15 protein-coding genes are annotated in these 15,313 nt (G+C 66.2%); 11 read left to right on the top strand and 4 right to left on the bottom strand.

The window, feature by feature from the left end; genetic code table 11:
* Positions 1 to 3: 3 nt before the first annotated feature.
* Positions 4 to 975 (top strand): XdhC family protein, encoded by a 972-nt coding sequence (locus VQ065_RS26370; protein ID WP_003094899.1) that lies wholly within the window; start codon positions 4 to 6, stop codon positions 973 to 975.
* Complete coding sequence (locus VQ065_RS26365) at positions 975 to 1,550, top strand: nucleotidyltransferase family protein (protein ID WP_003094898.1); 576 nt, start codon at positions 975 to 977, stop codon at positions 1,548 to 1,550. The genes VQ065_RS26370 and VQ065_RS26365 overlap by 1 nt, the downstream gene beginning before the upstream one ends.
* On the opposite strand, the gene VQ065_RS26360 is transcribed toward VQ065_RS26365, so the two are convergent.
* Positions 1,551 to 2,675 (bottom strand): methyltransferase, encoded by a 1,125-nt coding sequence (locus VQ065_RS26360; RefSeq protein WP_003094896.1) that lies wholly within the window; start codon positions 2,673 to 2,675, stop codon positions 1,551 to 1,553. It lies immediately after the preceding gene.
* Positions 2,676 to 3,002: 327 nt separating this feature from the next.
* Here VQ065_RS26360 and VQ065_RS26355 point away from each other — a divergent pair, with 327 nt between their 5' ends.
* A complete protein-coding gene (locus VQ065_RS26355; protein ID WP_003094894.1) occupies positions 3,003 to 4,001 on the top strand; it encodes a DctP family TRAP transporter solute-binding subunit in 999 nt (332 codons plus the stop codon).
* Positions 4,002 to 4,107: 106 nt separating this feature from the next.
* Positions 4,108 to 4,884 (top strand): ferredoxin--NADP reductase, encoded by a 777-nt coding sequence (locus tag VQ065_RS26350; RefSeq protein ID WP_003094892.1) that lies wholly within the window; start codon positions 4,108 to 4,110, stop codon positions 4,882 to 4,884.
* Positions 4,885 to 4,988: 104 nt separating this feature from the next.
* Here VQ065_RS26350 and mscL read toward each other — a convergent pair whose 3' ends face one another.
* Positions 4,989 to 5,402 carry a large-conductance mechanosensitive channel protein MscL gene (mscL, locus tag VQ065_RS26345; protein WP_003094890.1) on the bottom strand — a complete coding sequence of 138 codons (414 nt, stop codon included), beginning with the start codon at positions 5,400 to 5,402 and terminating at the stop codon, positions 4,989 to 4,991.
* Between the two features lie 226 nt (positions 5,403 to 5,628).
* Between mscL and VQ065_RS26340 the strand changes: the two genes are divergently transcribed.
* The 4 genes from VQ065_RS26340 to VQ065_RS26325 all read left to right on the top strand — a co-directional run bounded on the left by VQ065_RS26340 (position 5,629) and on the right by VQ065_RS26325 (position 9,846).
* Positions 5,629 to 7,182: a catalase gene (locus tag VQ065_RS26340; RefSeq protein ID WP_003094886.1), complete on the top strand. Its 1,554-nt coding sequence runs from the start codon at positions 5,629 to 5,631 to the stop codon at positions 7,180 to 7,182.
* Between the two features lie 188 nt (positions 7,183 to 7,370).
* Positions 7,371 to 8,912: a catalase KatB gene (gene katB, locus VQ065_RS26335; RefSeq protein WP_003094881.1), complete on the top strand. Its 1,542-nt coding sequence runs from the start codon at positions 7,371 to 7,373 to the stop codon at positions 8,910 to 8,912.
* Between the two features lie 53 nt (positions 8,913 to 8,965).
* Complete coding sequence (locus VQ065_RS26330; protein ID WP_003135009.1) at positions 8,966 to 9,517, top strand: ankyrin repeat domain-containing protein; 552 nt, start codon at positions 8,966 to 8,968, stop codon at positions 9,515 to 9,517.
* Positions 9,518 to 9,591: 74 nt separating this feature from the next.
* Positions 9,592 to 9,846 (top strand): YdcH family protein, encoded by a 255-nt coding sequence (locus tag VQ065_RS26325; protein ID WP_003094873.1) that lies wholly within the window; start codon positions 9,592 to 9,594, stop codon positions 9,844 to 9,846.
* Positions 9,847 to 9,907: 61 nt separating this feature from the next.
* Here VQ065_RS26325 and VQ065_RS26320 read toward each other — a convergent pair whose 3' ends face one another.
* The gene (locus VQ065_RS26320; RefSeq protein ID WP_003094870.1) at positions 9,908 to 10,342 is read right to left on the bottom strand and encodes a CopD family protein; all 435 of its coding nucleotides are present in this window, start codon (positions 10,340 to 10,342) and stop codon (positions 9,908 to 9,910) included.
* Positions 10,343 to 10,451: 109 nt separating this feature from the next.
* On the opposite strand from VQ065_RS26320, the gene radA reads away from it, so the two are divergent.
* Positions 10,452 to 11,813, top strand: a complete 1,362-nt coding sequence (radA, locus tag VQ065_RS26315) for a DNA repair protein RadA (protein ID WP_003094867.1) — start codon at positions 10,452 to 10,454, stop codon at positions 11,811 to 11,813.
* A 6-nt stretch (positions 11,814 to 11,819) separates the two neighbouring features.
* On the opposite strand, the gene mapZ is transcribed toward radA, so the two are convergent.
* Positions 11,820 to 12,197: a cyclic di-GMP-binding protein MapZ gene (mapZ, locus tag VQ065_RS26310; RefSeq protein ID WP_003094864.1), complete on the bottom strand. Its 378-nt coding sequence runs from the start codon at positions 12,195 to 12,197 to the stop codon at positions 11,820 to 11,822.
* A 202-nt stretch (positions 12,198 to 12,399) separates the two neighbouring features.
* On the opposite strand from mapZ, the gene VQ065_RS26305 reads away from it, so the two are divergent.
* Positions 12,400 to 12,906 carry a DUF3015 domain-containing protein gene (locus tag VQ065_RS26305; RefSeq protein ID WP_003094862.1) on the top strand — a complete coding sequence of 169 codons (507 nt, stop codon included), beginning with the start codon at positions 12,400 to 12,402 and terminating at the stop codon, positions 12,904 to 12,906.
* 337 nt (positions 12,907 to 13,243) lie between these two features.
* Positions 13,244 to 15,310 (top strand): carbon starvation CstA family protein, encoded by a 2,067-nt coding sequence (locus VQ065_RS26300; protein WP_003094859.1) that lies wholly within the window; start codon positions 13,244 to 13,246, stop codon positions 15,308 to 15,310.
* The last annotated feature ends 3 nt before the right edge of the window (positions 15,311 to 15,313 follow it).

The following is a 15,313-nucleotide window of genomic DNA, read 5'->3' as shown; positions in this document are numbered from 1 at the left end:
ATCGTGCAACACCTCGATCTACAGGTGGTCCGCCAGGCGCTGAAGTGGTCCGTGGGCGGCGAACGGGTGTGGTTCTGTACCGTGCTCACGACCTACGGCTCGGCGCCCCGTGCGCCGGGATCGCTGCTGGCGGTGAACGCCAACGGCCACTGGATCGGCTCGCTGTCCGGCGGCTGCGTCGAGGATGATTTCCTCGAACGGGTCGCCGCCGGCGGTTTCCCCGATCCCGCGGTGATCGTGCGCTACGGCGAGGGTGACGACCCGAACTCGAACGTGCGCCTGCCCTGCGGCGGCATCCTCGACGTACTGGTGGAAAACCTGGCGCCGGACTGCGACGTCCAGGCCCATCTGCGCGAGCTGGAGTCGGCGTTGCTTGGCCAGCGCCGCCTGCTCCGCGAGGTCGAACTGGGCAGCGGCGCGCGCAGCCTGCGCGACGATTCCAGCCACGGCCCACGGGCGGAACGCGACGGCGAGCGCGTGCGCCTGCGCGTCGGTGCCGCCCAGCGCCTGTTGCTGGCCGGCTATTCCAGCGTCGCCCATGCCTGCGCCGAGTTCGGCAAGGGCCTGGGCTTCGAGGTGATCCTCTGCGACCCGCGCGAAGAAGCCTTGCGCGGCGTGCTGCTGGAGGGGATCGAGATCCGTCGCGAGCTGCCCTCGCTGTTCATCGCCGACGGCGGTTGCCACGCCGATACGGCGGTGGTGGCGTTGACCCACGATCCGAAGATCGACGACCTGGCGATGCTCGAGGCGGTGCGTACCGAAGCTTTCTATATCGGCGTGATGGGGTCGCGGGCGACCTCGGAGAAACGCTTCGAGCGCCTGCGGCGCATCGGCGGCCTGGGCGACGCCGAACTGGCGCGGATCCACGCGCCGATCGGCCTCAACCTGGGGAGCAAGACGCCGGCGGAAATCGCCCTGGCGGTGCTGGCGGACATTCTTCGCATCCGCAACGGCATTCCCCGCGAGCGGCTCTGATGGTCGCCGCCGACGAGGTGCTGTGCCTGGTCCTGGCGGCCGGGCAGGGGCGCCGTTTCGGCAGCGACAAGCGCCTGGCGCGCCTGGCTGATGGCACGACCCTGCTGGCGGCCAGCGTGGCGCGGGCGCGCGAGGCGTTCGCCGAGGTGCGGGTGGTGGTGCGTGCCGGAGACACCCCGGCGAGCCTGGGCCTGCCGGCGCAACAGCGGCTTGTCCACAGCCTCGACGCCTCGTCGGGCATGGGCCACAGCCTGGCCGCCGGCGTCGCGGCGGCGAGGAACAGCCCGGCCCGGGCCATCGCCGTCCTGCTCGGCGACATGCCCTGGATCGCCGCCGATACCCTCGAGCGTCTGGCCGCGATGGCCACTCCCGAAGCCATCGTGTTTCCCCTGTACGACGGCCAGCGCGGTCATCCGGTGCTGTTCGGCCGCGCTTTCTGGGACGCGCTTGCGCAACTGGACGGCGACCAGGGCGCGCGCCGCGTGCTGCTGGCCCATCGTCCGGCCTGGCGCGAGGTACCGTGCGACGATCCGGGCGTACTCCGCGACGTGGACACCCCGGCGGCGCTCGGCTGACTATTTTCCCGCTTTCAGGATCACGAACTTCGGATTCGCCGCGACCTGCTCGACCCCGCGGAACAGCCGCTTGAGCTTGGCGTGGTAGCCCAGGTGGCGGTTGCCGACGATCCACAGTTCGCCGCCCGCCGCCAGGGCATCGCGAGCCTGGAGAAACATGCGCCAGGCGAGGAAGTCGCCGACCACCTGCTGCTGGTGGAACGGCGGGTTGCACAGGACCAGGTCCAGCGAGCCCGCCGCCTGGCCGGCCAGGCCATCGTCGGCGCGGAACGTCGCCGGCCGCTCGCCCAGCGCTGCTTGCCAGTTTTCCCGTGCCGACTGCACGGCCATGTACGACTCATCCACCAGGGTCAGCTCGGCCTGCGGGTTGAGCAGCGCGTAGGCGATGCCGAGCACCCCGTTGCCGCAGCCCAGGTCGGCGGCGCGTAGCGCGCCGAGGCTGCGCGGCAGGTGCGGGAGGAAGGCGCGGGTGCCGATGTCGAGACCTTCTCGGCAGAATACGTTGGCGTGGTTGAGCAGCGTCAGCGGCGGCTGCTCCAGGTGATAGCGGGTCGGATAGGGCGAGCGCGGTTGCGGGCGCTCCGCTGCCTCGGCGATCAGCAGGCGGGCCTTCTTCACCGCCAGCGAAGCGTGCATCGGGCCGATGTAGCGTTCCAGCAGGTCGCCGGCGGCGCGTGGCAAGTGCTTGACCATCCCCGCGGCGACGACCTGCGCGCCCGGTGCCAGTTGGCCGTGCAGGCGGATCAGTTGCTCCTCCAGCAACGCGAGGGTCTTCGGCACCTTGACCAGCACGTGATCGAAGGGCCCCACGGCGGTTTCGCTGGCCGGGACGAAGCGCACCGAGCCCAGGTCGAGGCCGTTGCGCGCGAGGTTCTTGCGCAGGGCAAGGAAGCCCAGGTGCGAATCGCCGGTGCTGGTGACCTGGACGTGCGGCGCCAGGCTCGCGGCGAGGGCGCCGAAGGCGTCGTTGAGGACCAGCACTCGGCATTGCGCCGTCACGCCCCGTTCGTGCAACTGGTTGAGCAGGTATTCGTCGGCGGCGTCGAACGCCTGGAGGGGCTCGCCGTCCTGCTCGGGCTGGCGGACCAGATCGAGCTGGGCGAAGGGGGTGGCGAATAGAGGCATCGGGTTCCCGGCGGGGCGAATCCCGCTCGTCAATTAACAATCTGTCGAAACTGAGAGCTGGTTGGAGTTCTCCAGCTTGTGCGGCACACGGATATGCCGAAAAATTCTTTACCCGGCTCTGGTTAGTCGTTTCCTTACCGACGAGTCATCCAGCCGGGCACGCCAATAATAACCGGGCTAGGGCTTCGATAGCGCCTGTCATGACCCGGTAGCGCCTGGACGGGCGCCTTCGCCACTTCGAGCGGCGACCGTCACCCAACCCGTTTTCCGAACGAGACCCGTGCGAGCCGTCGCGGGGCTCGTCGTTGCCATCGCACAGGTACATCGATGTTCAAGCCGTTTGTCGGTGTGGCGCTCGCCGCACTGTTCGCCGTTTCCGCCGTCGCCCATGCCGAGGACGCCGGCCCGATCGTGATCAAGTTCTCCCATGTGGTCTCCGACGACACGCCCAAGGGCAAGGGGGCGCTGTTGTTCAAGAAGCTTGCCGAGGAGCGTCTGCCGGGCAAGGTCAAGGTCGAGGTCTACCCCAACTCGACGCTGTTCGGCGACGCCGACGAGATCGAGGCCCTGCGCGCCAACAAGGTGCAGATGCTGGCCACCTCACTGTCCAAGTTCGAGCCCTATACCAAGCAACTCCAGGTGTTCGACCTGCCGTTCCTGTTCGATGACCTGGAGGCCCTGAAGCGTTTCCAGAAGCGCGACAAGAGCCGCGAACTGCTGCGCTCCATGGCCAAGCACGGTATCTATGGCCTGGCCTACTGGAACAACGGCATGAAGCAGCTTTCCGCCACTCGCGAGCTGCACCGGCCGGACGATGCCAAGGGCCTGGTCTTCCGTATCCAGCCGTCGTCGGTGCTGGAAGCGCAGTTCGCCATGCTCGGCGCCACCGCCAAGCAGTTGTCCTACGCCGAGACCCTCAAGGCCATGCAGGCCGGCAGCGTGCAGGGCACCGAGAACACCTGGTCGAACCTCGCCGGACAGAAGATCGACAGCGTGCAGCCGTACATCACCGAGACCAATCACGGTGCGCTCAGCTACATGCTGATCACCAGCTCGGCATTCTGGACCAGCATCCCCTATCAGACCCGCACCGAACTGGAGAGCATCGTCGACGAGGTCACCCTGGTGGTGAACAAGGAAGCCGAAGCGCTCAACCAGAAGGAGCGCGAGCACCTGCTGGCCGCCGGCAAGAGCCGCCTGGTCAGCCTCAGCGCGGAAGAGCACGAGGCCTGGCGCAACGCCATGAAGCCGCTGTGGAAGAACTACGAGGCGCAGATCGGCAGCGACGTGCTGCGCGCGGCCCAGGTGGTCAACCGCAAGCGCTGATCGGCCGCTGGCTATCCCCGTCAGCGGGGATAGCCACAAGCCTTGCGGGTTTTTCTGCCGGGTGCTTTGCGGGACACTAGGGGAGTATCGGTATCCGGAGCGGACCATGACCGCCAGCGAAGAGAAATTCACCCGCCAGACGCTGCTCGACGTGCAGCCTCTGACTCCCAACCTGTTCACCCTGCGTACCAGCCGCGACGCGGGATTCCGGTTCCGCGCCGGGCAATTCGCCCGGCTCGGCGTGTACAAGCCCAGCGGCAGCATCGTCTGGCGCGCCTATTCGATGGTTTCGGCGCCTCATGACGAATTCCTCGACTTCTTTTCCATCGTCGTCCCGGACGGCGAGTTCACCAGCGAACTCAGCCGCCTGCGCGAGGGCGATCAGTTGCTGGTCGATCGCCAGGCCTTCGGCTTCCTCACCCTCGACCGCTTCGTGGATGGTCGTGACCTTTGGCTGCTGGCCACCGGGACCGGTGTGGCGCCGTTCGTCTCGATCCTGCAGGACTTCGAGGTCTGGGAGCGCTTCGAAAGCATCAAGCTGGTCTACAGCGTGCGCGAGAGCAAGGAGCTGGCCTACCGCGAGCTGATCGCCGGCCTCGCCGAGCGCGAATACCTGGCCGAGCATGCCCGCAAGCTGCAGTTCATCCCGGTGGTGACCCGCGAGCAGGTACCCGGTTGCCTGAACGGACGTATCACCACGCTGATCGAGAACGGCGATCTGGAGCGTATCGCCGACCTGGAACTGACCCCGGAGCATTCGCGAGTGATGCTCTGCGGCAACCCGCAGATGATCGAGGACACCCGCGCCGTGCTGAAGGCTCGCGGCATGAACCTCAGTCTGACCCGGCGCCCGGGGCAGGTGGCGGTGGAGAACTACTGGTAGGTGCGTGCCCGCGGAGTAGCGGCGGATAGCGCCGCCGCCCGGCCTGTTGTCCGGCAATGAAAAAGGGCCCGTTCGGGCCCTTTTTCATTGTTCCGCCGACGTGATCACGACTTGTTCTGCTGGGCTTTCAGCAGGTCGCGGATCTCGGTCAGCAGGGTTTCCTCGGCACTCGGCACTGGCGGTTCGGACGGCGCGACGGCTTCTTCGCGCTTGAGGCGGTTGATCGCCTTGACCCCCATGAAGATGGCGAAGGCCACGATGACGAAGTCGAGTATGGTCTGAATGAACTTGCCATAGGCCAGCACCACCGCCGGCACGTCGCCTTCGGCGGCCTTCAATGTTATCGCCAGGTCGGAGAAGTCGACTCCGCCGATCAGCAGTCCGATCGGCGGCATGATCACATCGCCCACGAAGGACGAGACGATCTTGCCGAAGGCCGCGCCGATGATGATACCGACAGCCATATCCACGACATTGCCCTTGACGGCAAAGGCTTTGAATTCACTCAGAAGACCCATGGGTTCACTCCCTGTATTTCGCTAATAGGTGAAGGCAGTGTAATTCAGCCCTCATCAGGATGCTCAGGCTGGAAGGTTGGCCATTGGTTCCGTGGGTTCCCCGGGTTTGATTGAAAAAAGCCATCAGGCCGGTAGATTTTGTCATTTATGTATTGAGTCGAAACTTTCTTACTGTCGAAACGCGTTGCCCGACAACGTCCGACGAGACCTATAAGGAGTTCCGACCATGAACCATGTTCTTCGCCCGAAGGCGGCAGATCTGCGCCTCGGCCTGGGCGCTTCGCTGCTGTCCTTTGCGCTGGTCGCCGGTGCCCAGCCGGCCGCGACCATGACCGACGACAACGGCGCCACGGTAGGCGACAACCAGAATTCGCAGACCGCCGGTCCCAACGGTCCGGTGTTGCTGCAGGATGGTCACCTGCTGCAGAAGCTGCAGCGCTTCGACCGCGAGCGCATTCCCGAGCGCGTGGTGCATGCGCGCGGCACCGGTGCGCACGGAGAATTCGTCGCCAGCGAGGATCTCTCCGCCCTGACCTCCGCGGCGCTGTTCCGCCAGGGCGAGGTGACGCCGGTGTTCGTTCGCTTCTCCACGGTCATCGGCGGCAGCGGGTCGCCGGAAACCTCTCGCGATCCGCGCGGTTTCTCCACCAAGTTCTATACCCGCCAAGGCAACTGGGACCTGGTGGGCAACCACTTGCCGGTGTTCTTCATCCGCGACGCGATCAAGTTCCCGGACGTCATCCACTCGCTCAAGCCGTCGCCCACCACCAACCTGCCGGACCCCGAGCGCACCTTCGATTTCTTCGCCCGGGTGCCGGAAGCCACGCACATGCTGACCCGGCTGTTCTCCGACTACGGAACGCCGGCCAGCTACCGCCACATGGAAGGTTCCAGCGTGCATGCCTACAAGCTGGTCAACGCCCGTGGCGAGGTGCACTACGTGCGTTTCGACTGGCAACCGTTGCAGGGCGTGAAGAACCTCAGCGCCAAGCAGGCCAGCGCGATCCAGGCGCGCGATTCGAATCACGCGACCCGCGACCTGGTCGAGGCGATCAACCGGGGCGACTACCCGAAGTGGGACCTGTACATCCAGGTCCTCGCCCCGCAGCAACTGGACGACTTCGCCTTCAACCCGCTGGACTCGACCAAGGTCTGGACCGGCGTGGCGCGGCGCAAGGTCGGCACCCTGACGCTGAACCGCAATCCGGACAACGTGTTCCAGGAGACCGAGCAGGTCGCCATGGCGCCGTCCAACCTCGTACCCGGCATCCAGCCCTCGGAGGACCGCATGCTCCAGGGGCGGCTGTTCTCCTACGCCGACACGCAGATCTACCGGCTCGGCGCCAACGGCCTGGAACTACCGATCAACCGGCCGCGGGAGATTCGCGTGGTCAACGGCAACCAGTTCGGGGGCGGCGACAACGGGCACAGCCTGTCGGACGTGAACTACCAGCCGGGACAGCGCGAGCCCTGGGTCGAGGATCCCCGTTCGCGGGTCGTGCCGATGCCGCTGAGCGGTACCGTGCAGCAACGGCGCATCGCCAAGACCCTCAACTTCCAGCAGGCCGGCGAGTTCTACCGCAGCTTGTCGCGCAGCGAACGGAAGAATCTGATCGCCAACCTGTCCGCCGAGCTTGGCCAGGTGCGCAGCGTCGAGGTGCGCCAGACCATGCTCGCGTATTTCTACAAGGCCGATGCCGACTACGGCCAGGCGCTCGCCCGGACGCTGGACGAGGACGCCGCGCGCATCGCTGCGCTGGCCGCGAGGTTGCGCGAGTAAGCGCGACGGAGGGGCGGCGGAACCGCCGCCTCCCGCTCTGGAACGGGCCTCATAACCCAGATGGCAGGAGTAGGGGGATGAAGATTCCCTATCGAGCATGTGGGCTTTTTCAATTTAGCGTCGCTCGCTCGGCTCAGTACTTTGGTTCGGCGCAACAAGACGCCTGACAAGCCATTAGGAGCTCTTCCATGAACCCTTCCCTGAACGCCTTCCGTCCTGGCCGCCTGCTGGTGGCGGCAAGCCTGACCGCCAGCCTCCTGTCGCTGTCCGTGCAGGCCGCGACCCTGACCCGTGACAACGGTGCGCCAGTGGGCGACAACCAGAACTCGCAGACCGCCGGGCCCAACGGTTCGGTGCTGCTGCAGGACGTGCAACTGCTGCAGAAGCTGCAACGTTTCGACCGCGAGCGCATTCCCGAACGCGTGGTGCATGCCCGCGGCACCGGCGCCCATGGCGAGTTCGTCGCCAGCGCCGATATCAGCGACCTGAGCATGGCCAAGGTCTTCCGCAAGGGCGAGAAGACCCCGGTATTCGTGCGCTTCTCCGCGGTGGTGCACGGCAACCACTCCCCGGAAACCCTGCGCGATCCGCGCGGTTTCGCCACCAAGTTCTATACCGCCGACGGCAATTGGGACCTGGTGGGCAACAACTTCCCGACCTTCTTCATCCGCGATGCGATCAAGTTCCCGGACATGGTCCATGCCTTCAAGCCGGACCCGCGCAGCAACCTCGACGACGACTCGCGACGCTTCGATTTCTTCTCCCACGTGCCGGAGGCGACCCGCACCCTGACCCTGCTGTATTCCAACGAGGGCACCCCGGCCAGCTACCGGGAAATGGACGGCAACAGCGTGCATGCCTACAAGCTGGTCAACGCCAGGGGCGAAGTGCACTACGTGAAGTTCCACTGGAAGAGCCTGCAGGGCCAGAAGAACCTCGATCCGAAACAGGTGGCGGAAGTCCAGGGTCGCGACTACAGCCACATGACCAATGACCTGGTGAGCGCGATCCGGAAGGGCGACTTCCCGAAATGGGACCTGTACATCCAGGTGCTCAAGCCCGAGGACCTGGCGAAATTCGACTTCGATCCGCTGGACGCGACCAAGATCTGGCCGGGCATTCCCGAGCGCAAGATCGGCCAGATGGTGCTGAACCGCAACGTCGACAACTTCTTCCAGGAAACCGAACAGGTCGCCATGGCGCCGTCGAACCTGGTGCCGGGCATCGAGCCCTCCGAGGATCGCCTGCTCCAGGGACGGCTGTTCGCCTACGCCGACACCCAGATGTACCGGGTCGGCGCCAACGGCCTGGGCCTGCCGGTCAACCGCCCGCGCAGCGAGGTCAATACCGTCAACCAGGACGGCGCGCTGAACGCCGGACACAGTACCAGCGGGGTGAACTACCAGCCGAGCCGGCTCGATCCGCGCGAGGAGCAGGCCAGCGCCCGCTACGTGCGGACCCCGCTGAGCGGCACCACCCAGCAGGCGAAGATCCAGCGCGAGCAGAACTTCAAGCAGACCGGCGAGCTGTTCCGCTCCTACGGCAAGAAGGACCAGGCCGACCTGATCGCCAGTCTCGGCGGGGCGTTGGCGATCACCGACGACGAGAGCAAGTACATCATGCTTTCCTACTTCTACAAGGCTGACAGCGACTACGGCACGGGCCTGGCCAAGGTGGCCGGGGCCGATCTGCAGCGCGTCCGGCAACTGGCGGCGAAGCTCCAGGATTGATCGCAACCGGGGCGGCCATCCAGGCCGCCCTTCCTCTATCGGTTTGGCGGGAGATGACGACGATGCGAGGTTGGATTCTGGCAGGCTTGCTGCTCGCGGCGCTGGCCGCGCAGGCTGGCGAGGTGCATGGGGTCGAGGTCGAAGCGCGGTTGCGCGACTACTTCTTCGATGCCGCCCGACGCGGTGACCAGGCCATGCTGAAGGAATTCGTCGAGGCCGGCTTCGACCTCGATGTGCAGGATGCCAAGGGCTATACCGGGCTGATCCTGGCCGCCTACCACGGCCATGGCGGAGCGGTGGAACAATTGCTGGAGGCCGGTGCCGACCCCTGCGTCCAGGATGCGCGCGGCAACACCGCCCTGATGGGCGCCATCTTCAAGGGCGAGGTCCGTATCGCCCGGCGCCTGATCGGCGCGCAATGCAGCCCCGACCAGCGCAACGGCGCAGGGCAGACCGCGGCCATGTACGCGGCGCTGTTCAAGCGCGAGGAGCTGCTCCAGGCGCTGTCGGCGCGCGGTGCCGACCTTGGCGCCCGCGATGCGCTGGGCAACAGCGTGGAAAGCCTGCGACGCGGCGAACTGAACGGCACTGCGGCGGCGAAGTGATCGGGGGCAATGTTCGGAGGAGGCCTGCTGGGCTAGTCTGGAGGTGTCGTATACAACGTCAGAGGAGGTCCGTCATGCCGCTCGAGCAACATCCGCTTTCCCGGGAGTTTCCGGATTTTCATGCCGAACTGAAGCAACTTCATGGCAACGACGCCCACTTCACTCGCCTGGCGACGGACTATGAGAGCCTCGACAAGCGCATCTACGAGGTCGAGGGCGGTCGCGAACCCCTCGACGACCTGGCGCTGCAGGGGTTGAAGCAGCAACGGGTGCAACTCAAGGACGAAATCGCCGAGAGGCTGAGGAAGGCCAACGGAAAAGGCCATTGATTCATTCACGACAACGGTATGAAAAAGGGCGCCTCCGGCGCCCTTTTTCATGTGGGCATGCTCAGAAGGCGCCGCCGAAACGGAAACTCTGTCCGACCGCGACGAAACACAGGCCCACCAGGGTGATCGCGGCGATGTGCCAGCCCAGCTTCGGCAGGCTCTCGGCGTTCAGGTTCGGGATCAGGCGCAGGCGCGCATGCACGCCCAGGGCGGCGGTCGCCGCCAGGAGCAGCAGCTTGAGCTGCAGGGCACGGGCCACCGGCGTGGCGCCGAACCAGTGGTCGAACGGCAGCCACAGGCTGGCCAGCCACAGGCCGCTGACCACCTGCAGCAGCAGGGCGGGGATGCCGATCCGCTCGTAGACCTGCTCGAAGGCGCGGATCGCCTGGGGATCGCGGCGGCGCAGGGCGCCGGGGAGGATGCCGAGGGCCAGGACCAGGTGGCCGCCGACCCAGATCGCGGCACCCAGCAGGTGCAGGAACAGCAGTGTGCGCATGGAAGTCTCCTTGTCCGGCCATCAGTGTCGCGCGAAGCGCGGTCGATCGAGGCTGATCGGAATCAAGCCAGCGGCTATCATCTGCGCTTTGCCCGCGAGAGGAGTTCCCATGGCCAAGGCCAAGCGCATGTACGGCTGCACCGAGTGTGGCGCGACCTTCCCGAAATGGGCCGGCCAGTGCGCGGACTGCGGGGCCTGGAACACCCTGGTGGAGACCGTCGTCGAGGCCGCGCCGAGCGGCTCCGGGCGCGGCGGCTGGGCCGGCCAGCAGGCCAACCTGAAGACCCTGGCGGAGGTCAGCGTCGAGGAGATGCCGCGCTTCACGACCGGTTCCACCGAACTGGACCGGGTTCTCGGCGGCGGCCTGGTGGACGGGTCGGTGGTGCTGATCGGCGGCGATCCCGGCATCGGCAAGTCGACCATTCTCCTGCAGACCCTTTGCAACCTGGCCAGCCGCGTCCCGGCGCTGTACGTCACCGGCGAGGAATCCCAGCAGCAGGTGGCGATGCGCGCGCGGCGCCTGTCGTTGCCGGAAGACAAGCTCAAGGTGATGACCGAGACCAGCATCGAGACCATCATCGCCACCGCGCGCCAGGAGCAGCCGCGGGTGATGGTGATCGACTCGATCCAGACCATCTTCACCGAGCAGTTGCAATCGGCGCCGGGCGGCGTCGCCCAGGTCCGCGAGAGCGCCGCGATGCTGGTGCGCTATGCCAAGCAGAGCGGCACGGCGATCTTCCTGGTCGGCCACGTGACCAAGGAAGGCGCCCTGGCCGGCCCGCGGGTGCTCGAACACATGGTCGACACCGTACTGTATTTCGAAGGCGAGTCAGACGGCCGCCTGCGCCTGCTGCGGGCAGTGAAGAACCGCTTCGGCGCGGTCAACGAACTGGGAGTGTTCGGCATGACCGACAAAGGCCTGAAGGAAGTGAGCAACCCTTCGGCGATCTTCCTCACGCGGGCCCAGGAAGCGGTGCCCGGCAGCGTGGTGATGGCCACCTGGGAAGGCTCGCGGCCGATGCTGGTGGAGGTCCAGGCGCTGGTCGACACCAGTCACCTGGCGAATCCGCGGCGGGTGACCCTGGGCCTCGACCAGAACCGTCTGGCGATGCTGCTGGCGGTGCTGCACCGGCACGGCGGTATCCCGACCTACGACCAGGACGTGTTCCTCAACGTGGTGGGTGGGGTCAAGGTGCTGGAAACCGCCTCCGACCTGGCGTTGATGGCGGCGGTGATGTCCAGCCTGCGCAACCGCCCGCTGCCGCACGACCTGCTGGTGTTCGGCGAGGTCGGGCTGTCCGGCGAGGTGCGTCCGGTGCCGAGCGGCCAGGAGCGCCTGAAGGAAGCCGGCAAGCATGGTTTCAAGCGTGCCATCGTACCCCTCGGCAACGCGCCGAAGGAGGCGCCGGCGGGATTGCAGGTGATCGCCGTGACGCGCCTCGAGCAGGCCCTGGACGCCCTCTTCGAGTGACCCGCCTCAGTCGTCGTGGGCGCTGACCAGCAGGGCCAGCTCGCGCTCGAGGAGTTCCTCGTCGCCCAGGTTCAGTTCCACCAGGCGGCGCAGGTGGCTGATGGAGTCGAGGTCGATGTGCTGGCATTCGAAGCCGAGCAGGCCGTCGCGAGCCCAGGCCAGGCTGATCTCCATGCGGATCAGTACATCCAGGCCCAGGTACAGGCGGGCCTCGAAGGGCCGTTGCGGGTCGCCGTTCCAGTCCTGCGGCTGGCCGACCAGGATGCCGTGCAGGGAGACGTCGTGGAGCAAGACCTCCCAGCGCCGTTCGCCCTGGAGGATCTCGCTGTCGGCGTCGAAGGCGATCCGGTGGAAACGTCGACGTTCGTCGTGCTGGTCACTCATGTCGCGATCCCTCGGTGCGCGCTGCTGGATACCACTATAGCCAAGCCATGCCGGCGGGGAAGTGGCGGAATTCGATCGGCGGTGCCGTCCGTCCCCGCCTGTGCGGCTGGATCGGCGGCATGTGTCCGAGTTTGACAGTTCGTCAAGTCTCGCCAAAGCTGCTAAAGCGTTTTTCTCCAAAATACAACTGCGGAGCGCAGACATGGACAAGCGACTTTTGAGCAAGGGGTTGGTTCTGGGGCTGCTGAGCCTGGGCAGCATGACGGCACACGCCGACGCGGCAGGCGGTAATGGCTGTGGTTGGGGCAACATGGTGTTCGAGGGCCAGCGCGGCCTGTTCCCGCACCTGCTGGCCACCACCACCAACGGTACCTCGGGCAACGCCACCTTCGGCATGACCTCCGGGACCAACGGTTGCAACACCAATGCACGCCTGGGCTACGGCGGCCGCTCGATCTTCGCCATGAACGGGATGCTCGACAACATCGCCGAGGACATGGCCAAGGGCCAGGGCGAAGCGCTCGACGCCTATGCCGTACTGCTCGGCGTGGAAGCCAAGGACCGGGCGCACTTCGCCCAGGTCACCCAGCAGCATTTCGGCGAGATCTTCGCGAGCAAGGATGCGACGGGCGAGCAGGTCCTGAGCAACACCCTGGCGGTGATGAGTCGCGACGGCACCCTGGCGCGCTACGCCAAGCAACCGGCCTGAGATTTCAGGCCCAGGAAAGAGCCCGCTACGGCGGGCTTTTTCGTGTGCGCGGCCTGCCCGCCGGAGGTTGCCGCCTCCGTTGCCACGGCAGACGAACGGCTTGGGCATACGGCGTTTTCCCAGGGCGCTTCCTACGGAGAGGGCAAGGCCGCGCCGAAGTGTTTTCGCCTGGCCGGCCCTTGTCGGCCATGGACTTTTCCGGCGGATTCCTGCGACATTGCGCCTACCGCCATCGTGCGGTAACCGCTCTAGACTAAGGTCGTATGACCCCTGGTCGGTTCGCGGCTAGAATTTTCGCTGCAGAACTGCGCCCTCCATCTGTCGGAAGCCAAACACTATGAACAATAACAATAGCCTGCTACGTCACCTCGCCTGGCTGGTGGTGGCGATCGTGGGCGCCGCGGCCCTGGGCGTCGTCGCCCTGCGTCGTGGCGAAGCGATCAACGCCTTGTGGATCGTGGTGGCGGCGGTGGCCATCTACCTGGTCGCCTACCGTTACTACAGCCTGTTCATCGCCAGCAAGGTGATGCAACTGGACCCCAACCGCGCCACTCCCGCGGTACTCAACAACGATGGCCTGGACTACGTCCCGACCAACAAGCACATCCTCTTCGGCCACCACTTCGCCGCCATCGCCGGCGCCGGTCCGCTGGTCGGTCCGGTCCTTGCCGCGCAGATGGGCTACCTGCCCGGCACCCTCTGGCTGATCGCCGGCGTAGTCCTCGCCGGCGCGGTGCAGGACTTCATGGTCCTGTTCATCTCCAGCCGCCGCAACGGCCGCTCGCTGGGCGAGCTGGTGCGCGAGGAAATGGGCCAGGTGGCCGGGACCATCGCGCTGTTCGGCGCCTTCCTGATCATGATCATCATCCTCGCGGTGCTCGCGCTGATCGTGGTGAAGGCTCTGGCCGACAGCCCCTGGGGCATGTTCACCGTCCTCGCGACCATTCCCATCGCGCTGTTCATGGGCGTCTACATGCGCTTCATCCGCCCCGGCCGGATCGGCGAGATCTCGATCATCGGGGTGTTCCTCCTGCTCGGTTCGATCTGGCTCGGCGGGCAGGTCGCGGCCAGTCCGGAATGGGCGCCGCATTTCACCTTCAGTGGAATCCAGATCACCTGGATGCTGATCGGCTACGGCGCCGTCGCCTCGGTACTGCCGGTGTGGCTGCTGCTGGCGCCGCGCGACTACCTGTCGACCTTCCTCAAGATCGGCACCATCATCGGCCTGGCGATCGGCATCCTGATCGTCATGCCGGAACTGAAGATGCCGGCCCTGACCCAGTTCACCGACGGCACCGGCCCGGTCTGGAAAGGCAGCCTGTTCCCGTTCCTGTTCATCACCATCGCCTGCGGCGCGGTGTCCGGCTTCCACGCGCTGATCTCCTCGGGGACCACGCCGAAGCTGCTCAACCGAGAGCCCGACGCCCGCTACATCGGCTACGGCGGCATGCTGATGGAGTCCTTCGTGGCGATCATGGCGATGGTCGCCGCCTCGGTGATCGAGCCGGGCATCTACTTCGCCATGAACAGCCCGCCGGCGGTGGTCGGCGCCGACGTCAACGCGGTGGCCGCGACCGTCAGCAGCTGGGGCTTCGCCATCACGCCGGAGCAACTCACCCAGACCGCCCAGGACATCGGCGAGACCACCATCCTGGCCCGTGCCGGCGGCGCGCCGACCCTGGCGGTGGGGATCGCGCACATCCTCCACCAGGTGCTGCCGGGCGAGAACACCATGGCCTTCTGGTACCACTTCGCGATCCTCTTCGAGGCCTTGTTCATCCTCACCGCGGTGGACGCCGGCACCCGTGCCGGGCGCTTCATGCTGCAGGACCTGTTGGGCAACTTCGTGCCGGCGCTGAAGAAGACCGAGTCGTGGACCGCCAACATCATCGGCACCGGCGGCTGCGTGGCGCTGTGGGGCTGGCTGCTGTACCAGGGCGTGGTCGACCCGCTCGGCGGGATCAATACCCTGTGGCCGCTGTTCGGCATTTCCAACCAGATGCTCGCCGGCATCGCGCTGATGCTCGCCACCGTGGTCCTGATCAAGATGAAGCGCCAGCAGTATGTCTGGGTCACCATCCTGCCGGCGGCCTGGCTGCTGATCTGCACCACCACCGCGGGCCTGATCAAGATCTTCGACAGCAACCCGGCGGTCGGCTTCGTCGCCCTTGGCGAGAAGTACGCCACCGCGCTGGATGCTGGCCAGGTGCTGGCGCCGGCCAAGGATATCGGCCAGATGCAGCACGTGGTGCTGAACGCCTACATCAACGCCGGTCTGACCGTGCTGTTCCTGCTGGTGGTGTTCAGCGTACTGTTCTACGCCATCAAGGTCGGCATCGCGGCCTGGGGCAAGAGCGAGCGGACCGACAAGGAAACCCCGTTCGAGCCCATTCCCGACGCCTGACCG

Source organism: Pseudomonas sp. KBN10P06128 (genome assembly GCF_037574945.1).
In the GTDB taxonomy this organism is placed as follows: domain Bacteria; phylum Pseudomonadota; class Gammaproteobacteria; order Pseudomonadales; family Pseudomonadaceae; genus Pseudomonas; species Pseudomonas aeruginosa.
The sequence above is the reverse complement of the archived record's forward strand: the minus strand, read 5'-3'. Positions and strand labels throughout refer to the sequence as shown.

Bases quoted from the DNA above. Each gene is read 5' to 3' on its own strand.
- VQ065_RS26365 (WP_003094898.1), top strand. From the start codon at position 975: ATGGTCGCCGCCGACGAGGTGCTGTGCCTGGTCCTGGCGGCCGGGCAG.
- VQ065_RS26360 (WP_003094896.1), bottom strand. From the start codon at position 2,675: ATGCCTCTATTCGCCACCCCCTTCGCCCAGCTCGATCTGGTCCGCCAG.
- VQ065_RS26355 (WP_003094894.1), top strand. From the start codon at position 3,003: ATGTTCAAGCCGTTTGTCGGTGTGGCGCTCGCCGCACTGTTCGCCGTT.
- VQ065_RS26350 (WP_003094892.1), top strand. From the start codon at position 4,108: ATGACCGCCAGCGAAGAGAAATTCACCCGCCAGACGCTGCTCGACGTG.
- mscL (WP_003094890.1), bottom strand. From the start codon at position 5,402: ATGGGTCTTCTGAGTGAATTCAAAGCCTTTGCCGTCAAGGGCAATGTC.
- VQ065_RS26340 (WP_003094886.1), top strand. From the start codon at position 5,629: ATGAACCATGTTCTTCGCCCGAAGGCGGCAGATCTGCGCCTCGGCCTG.
- katB (WP_003094881.1), top strand. From the start codon at position 7,371: ATGAACCCTTCCCTGAACGCCTTCCGTCCTGGCCGCCTGCTGGTGGCG.
- VQ065_RS26330 (WP_003135009.1), top strand. From the start codon at position 8,966: ATGACGACGATGCGAGGTTGGATTCTGGCAGGCTTGCTGCTCGCGGCG.
- VQ065_RS26325 (WP_003094873.1), top strand. From the start codon at position 9,592: ATGCCGCTCGAGCAACATCCGCTTTCCCGGGAGTTTCCGGATTTTCAT.
- VQ065_RS26320 (WP_003094870.1), bottom strand. From the start codon at position 10,342: ATGCGCACACTGCTGTTCCTGCACCTGCTGGGTGCCGCGATCTGGGTC.
- radA (WP_003094867.1), top strand. From the start codon at position 10,452: ATGGCCAAGGCCAAGCGCATGTACGGCTGCACCGAGTGTGGCGCGACC.
- mapZ (WP_003094864.1), bottom strand. From the start codon at position 12,197: ATGAGTGACCAGCACGACGAACGTCGACGTTTCCACCGGATCGCCTTC.
- VQ065_RS26305 (WP_003094862.1), top strand. From the start codon at position 12,400: ATGGACAAGCGACTTTTGAGCAAGGGGTTGGTTCTGGGGCTGCTGAGC.
- VQ065_RS26300 (WP_003094859.1), top strand. From the start codon at position 13,244: ATGAACAATAACAATAGCCTGCTACGTCACCTCGCCTGGCTGGTGGTG.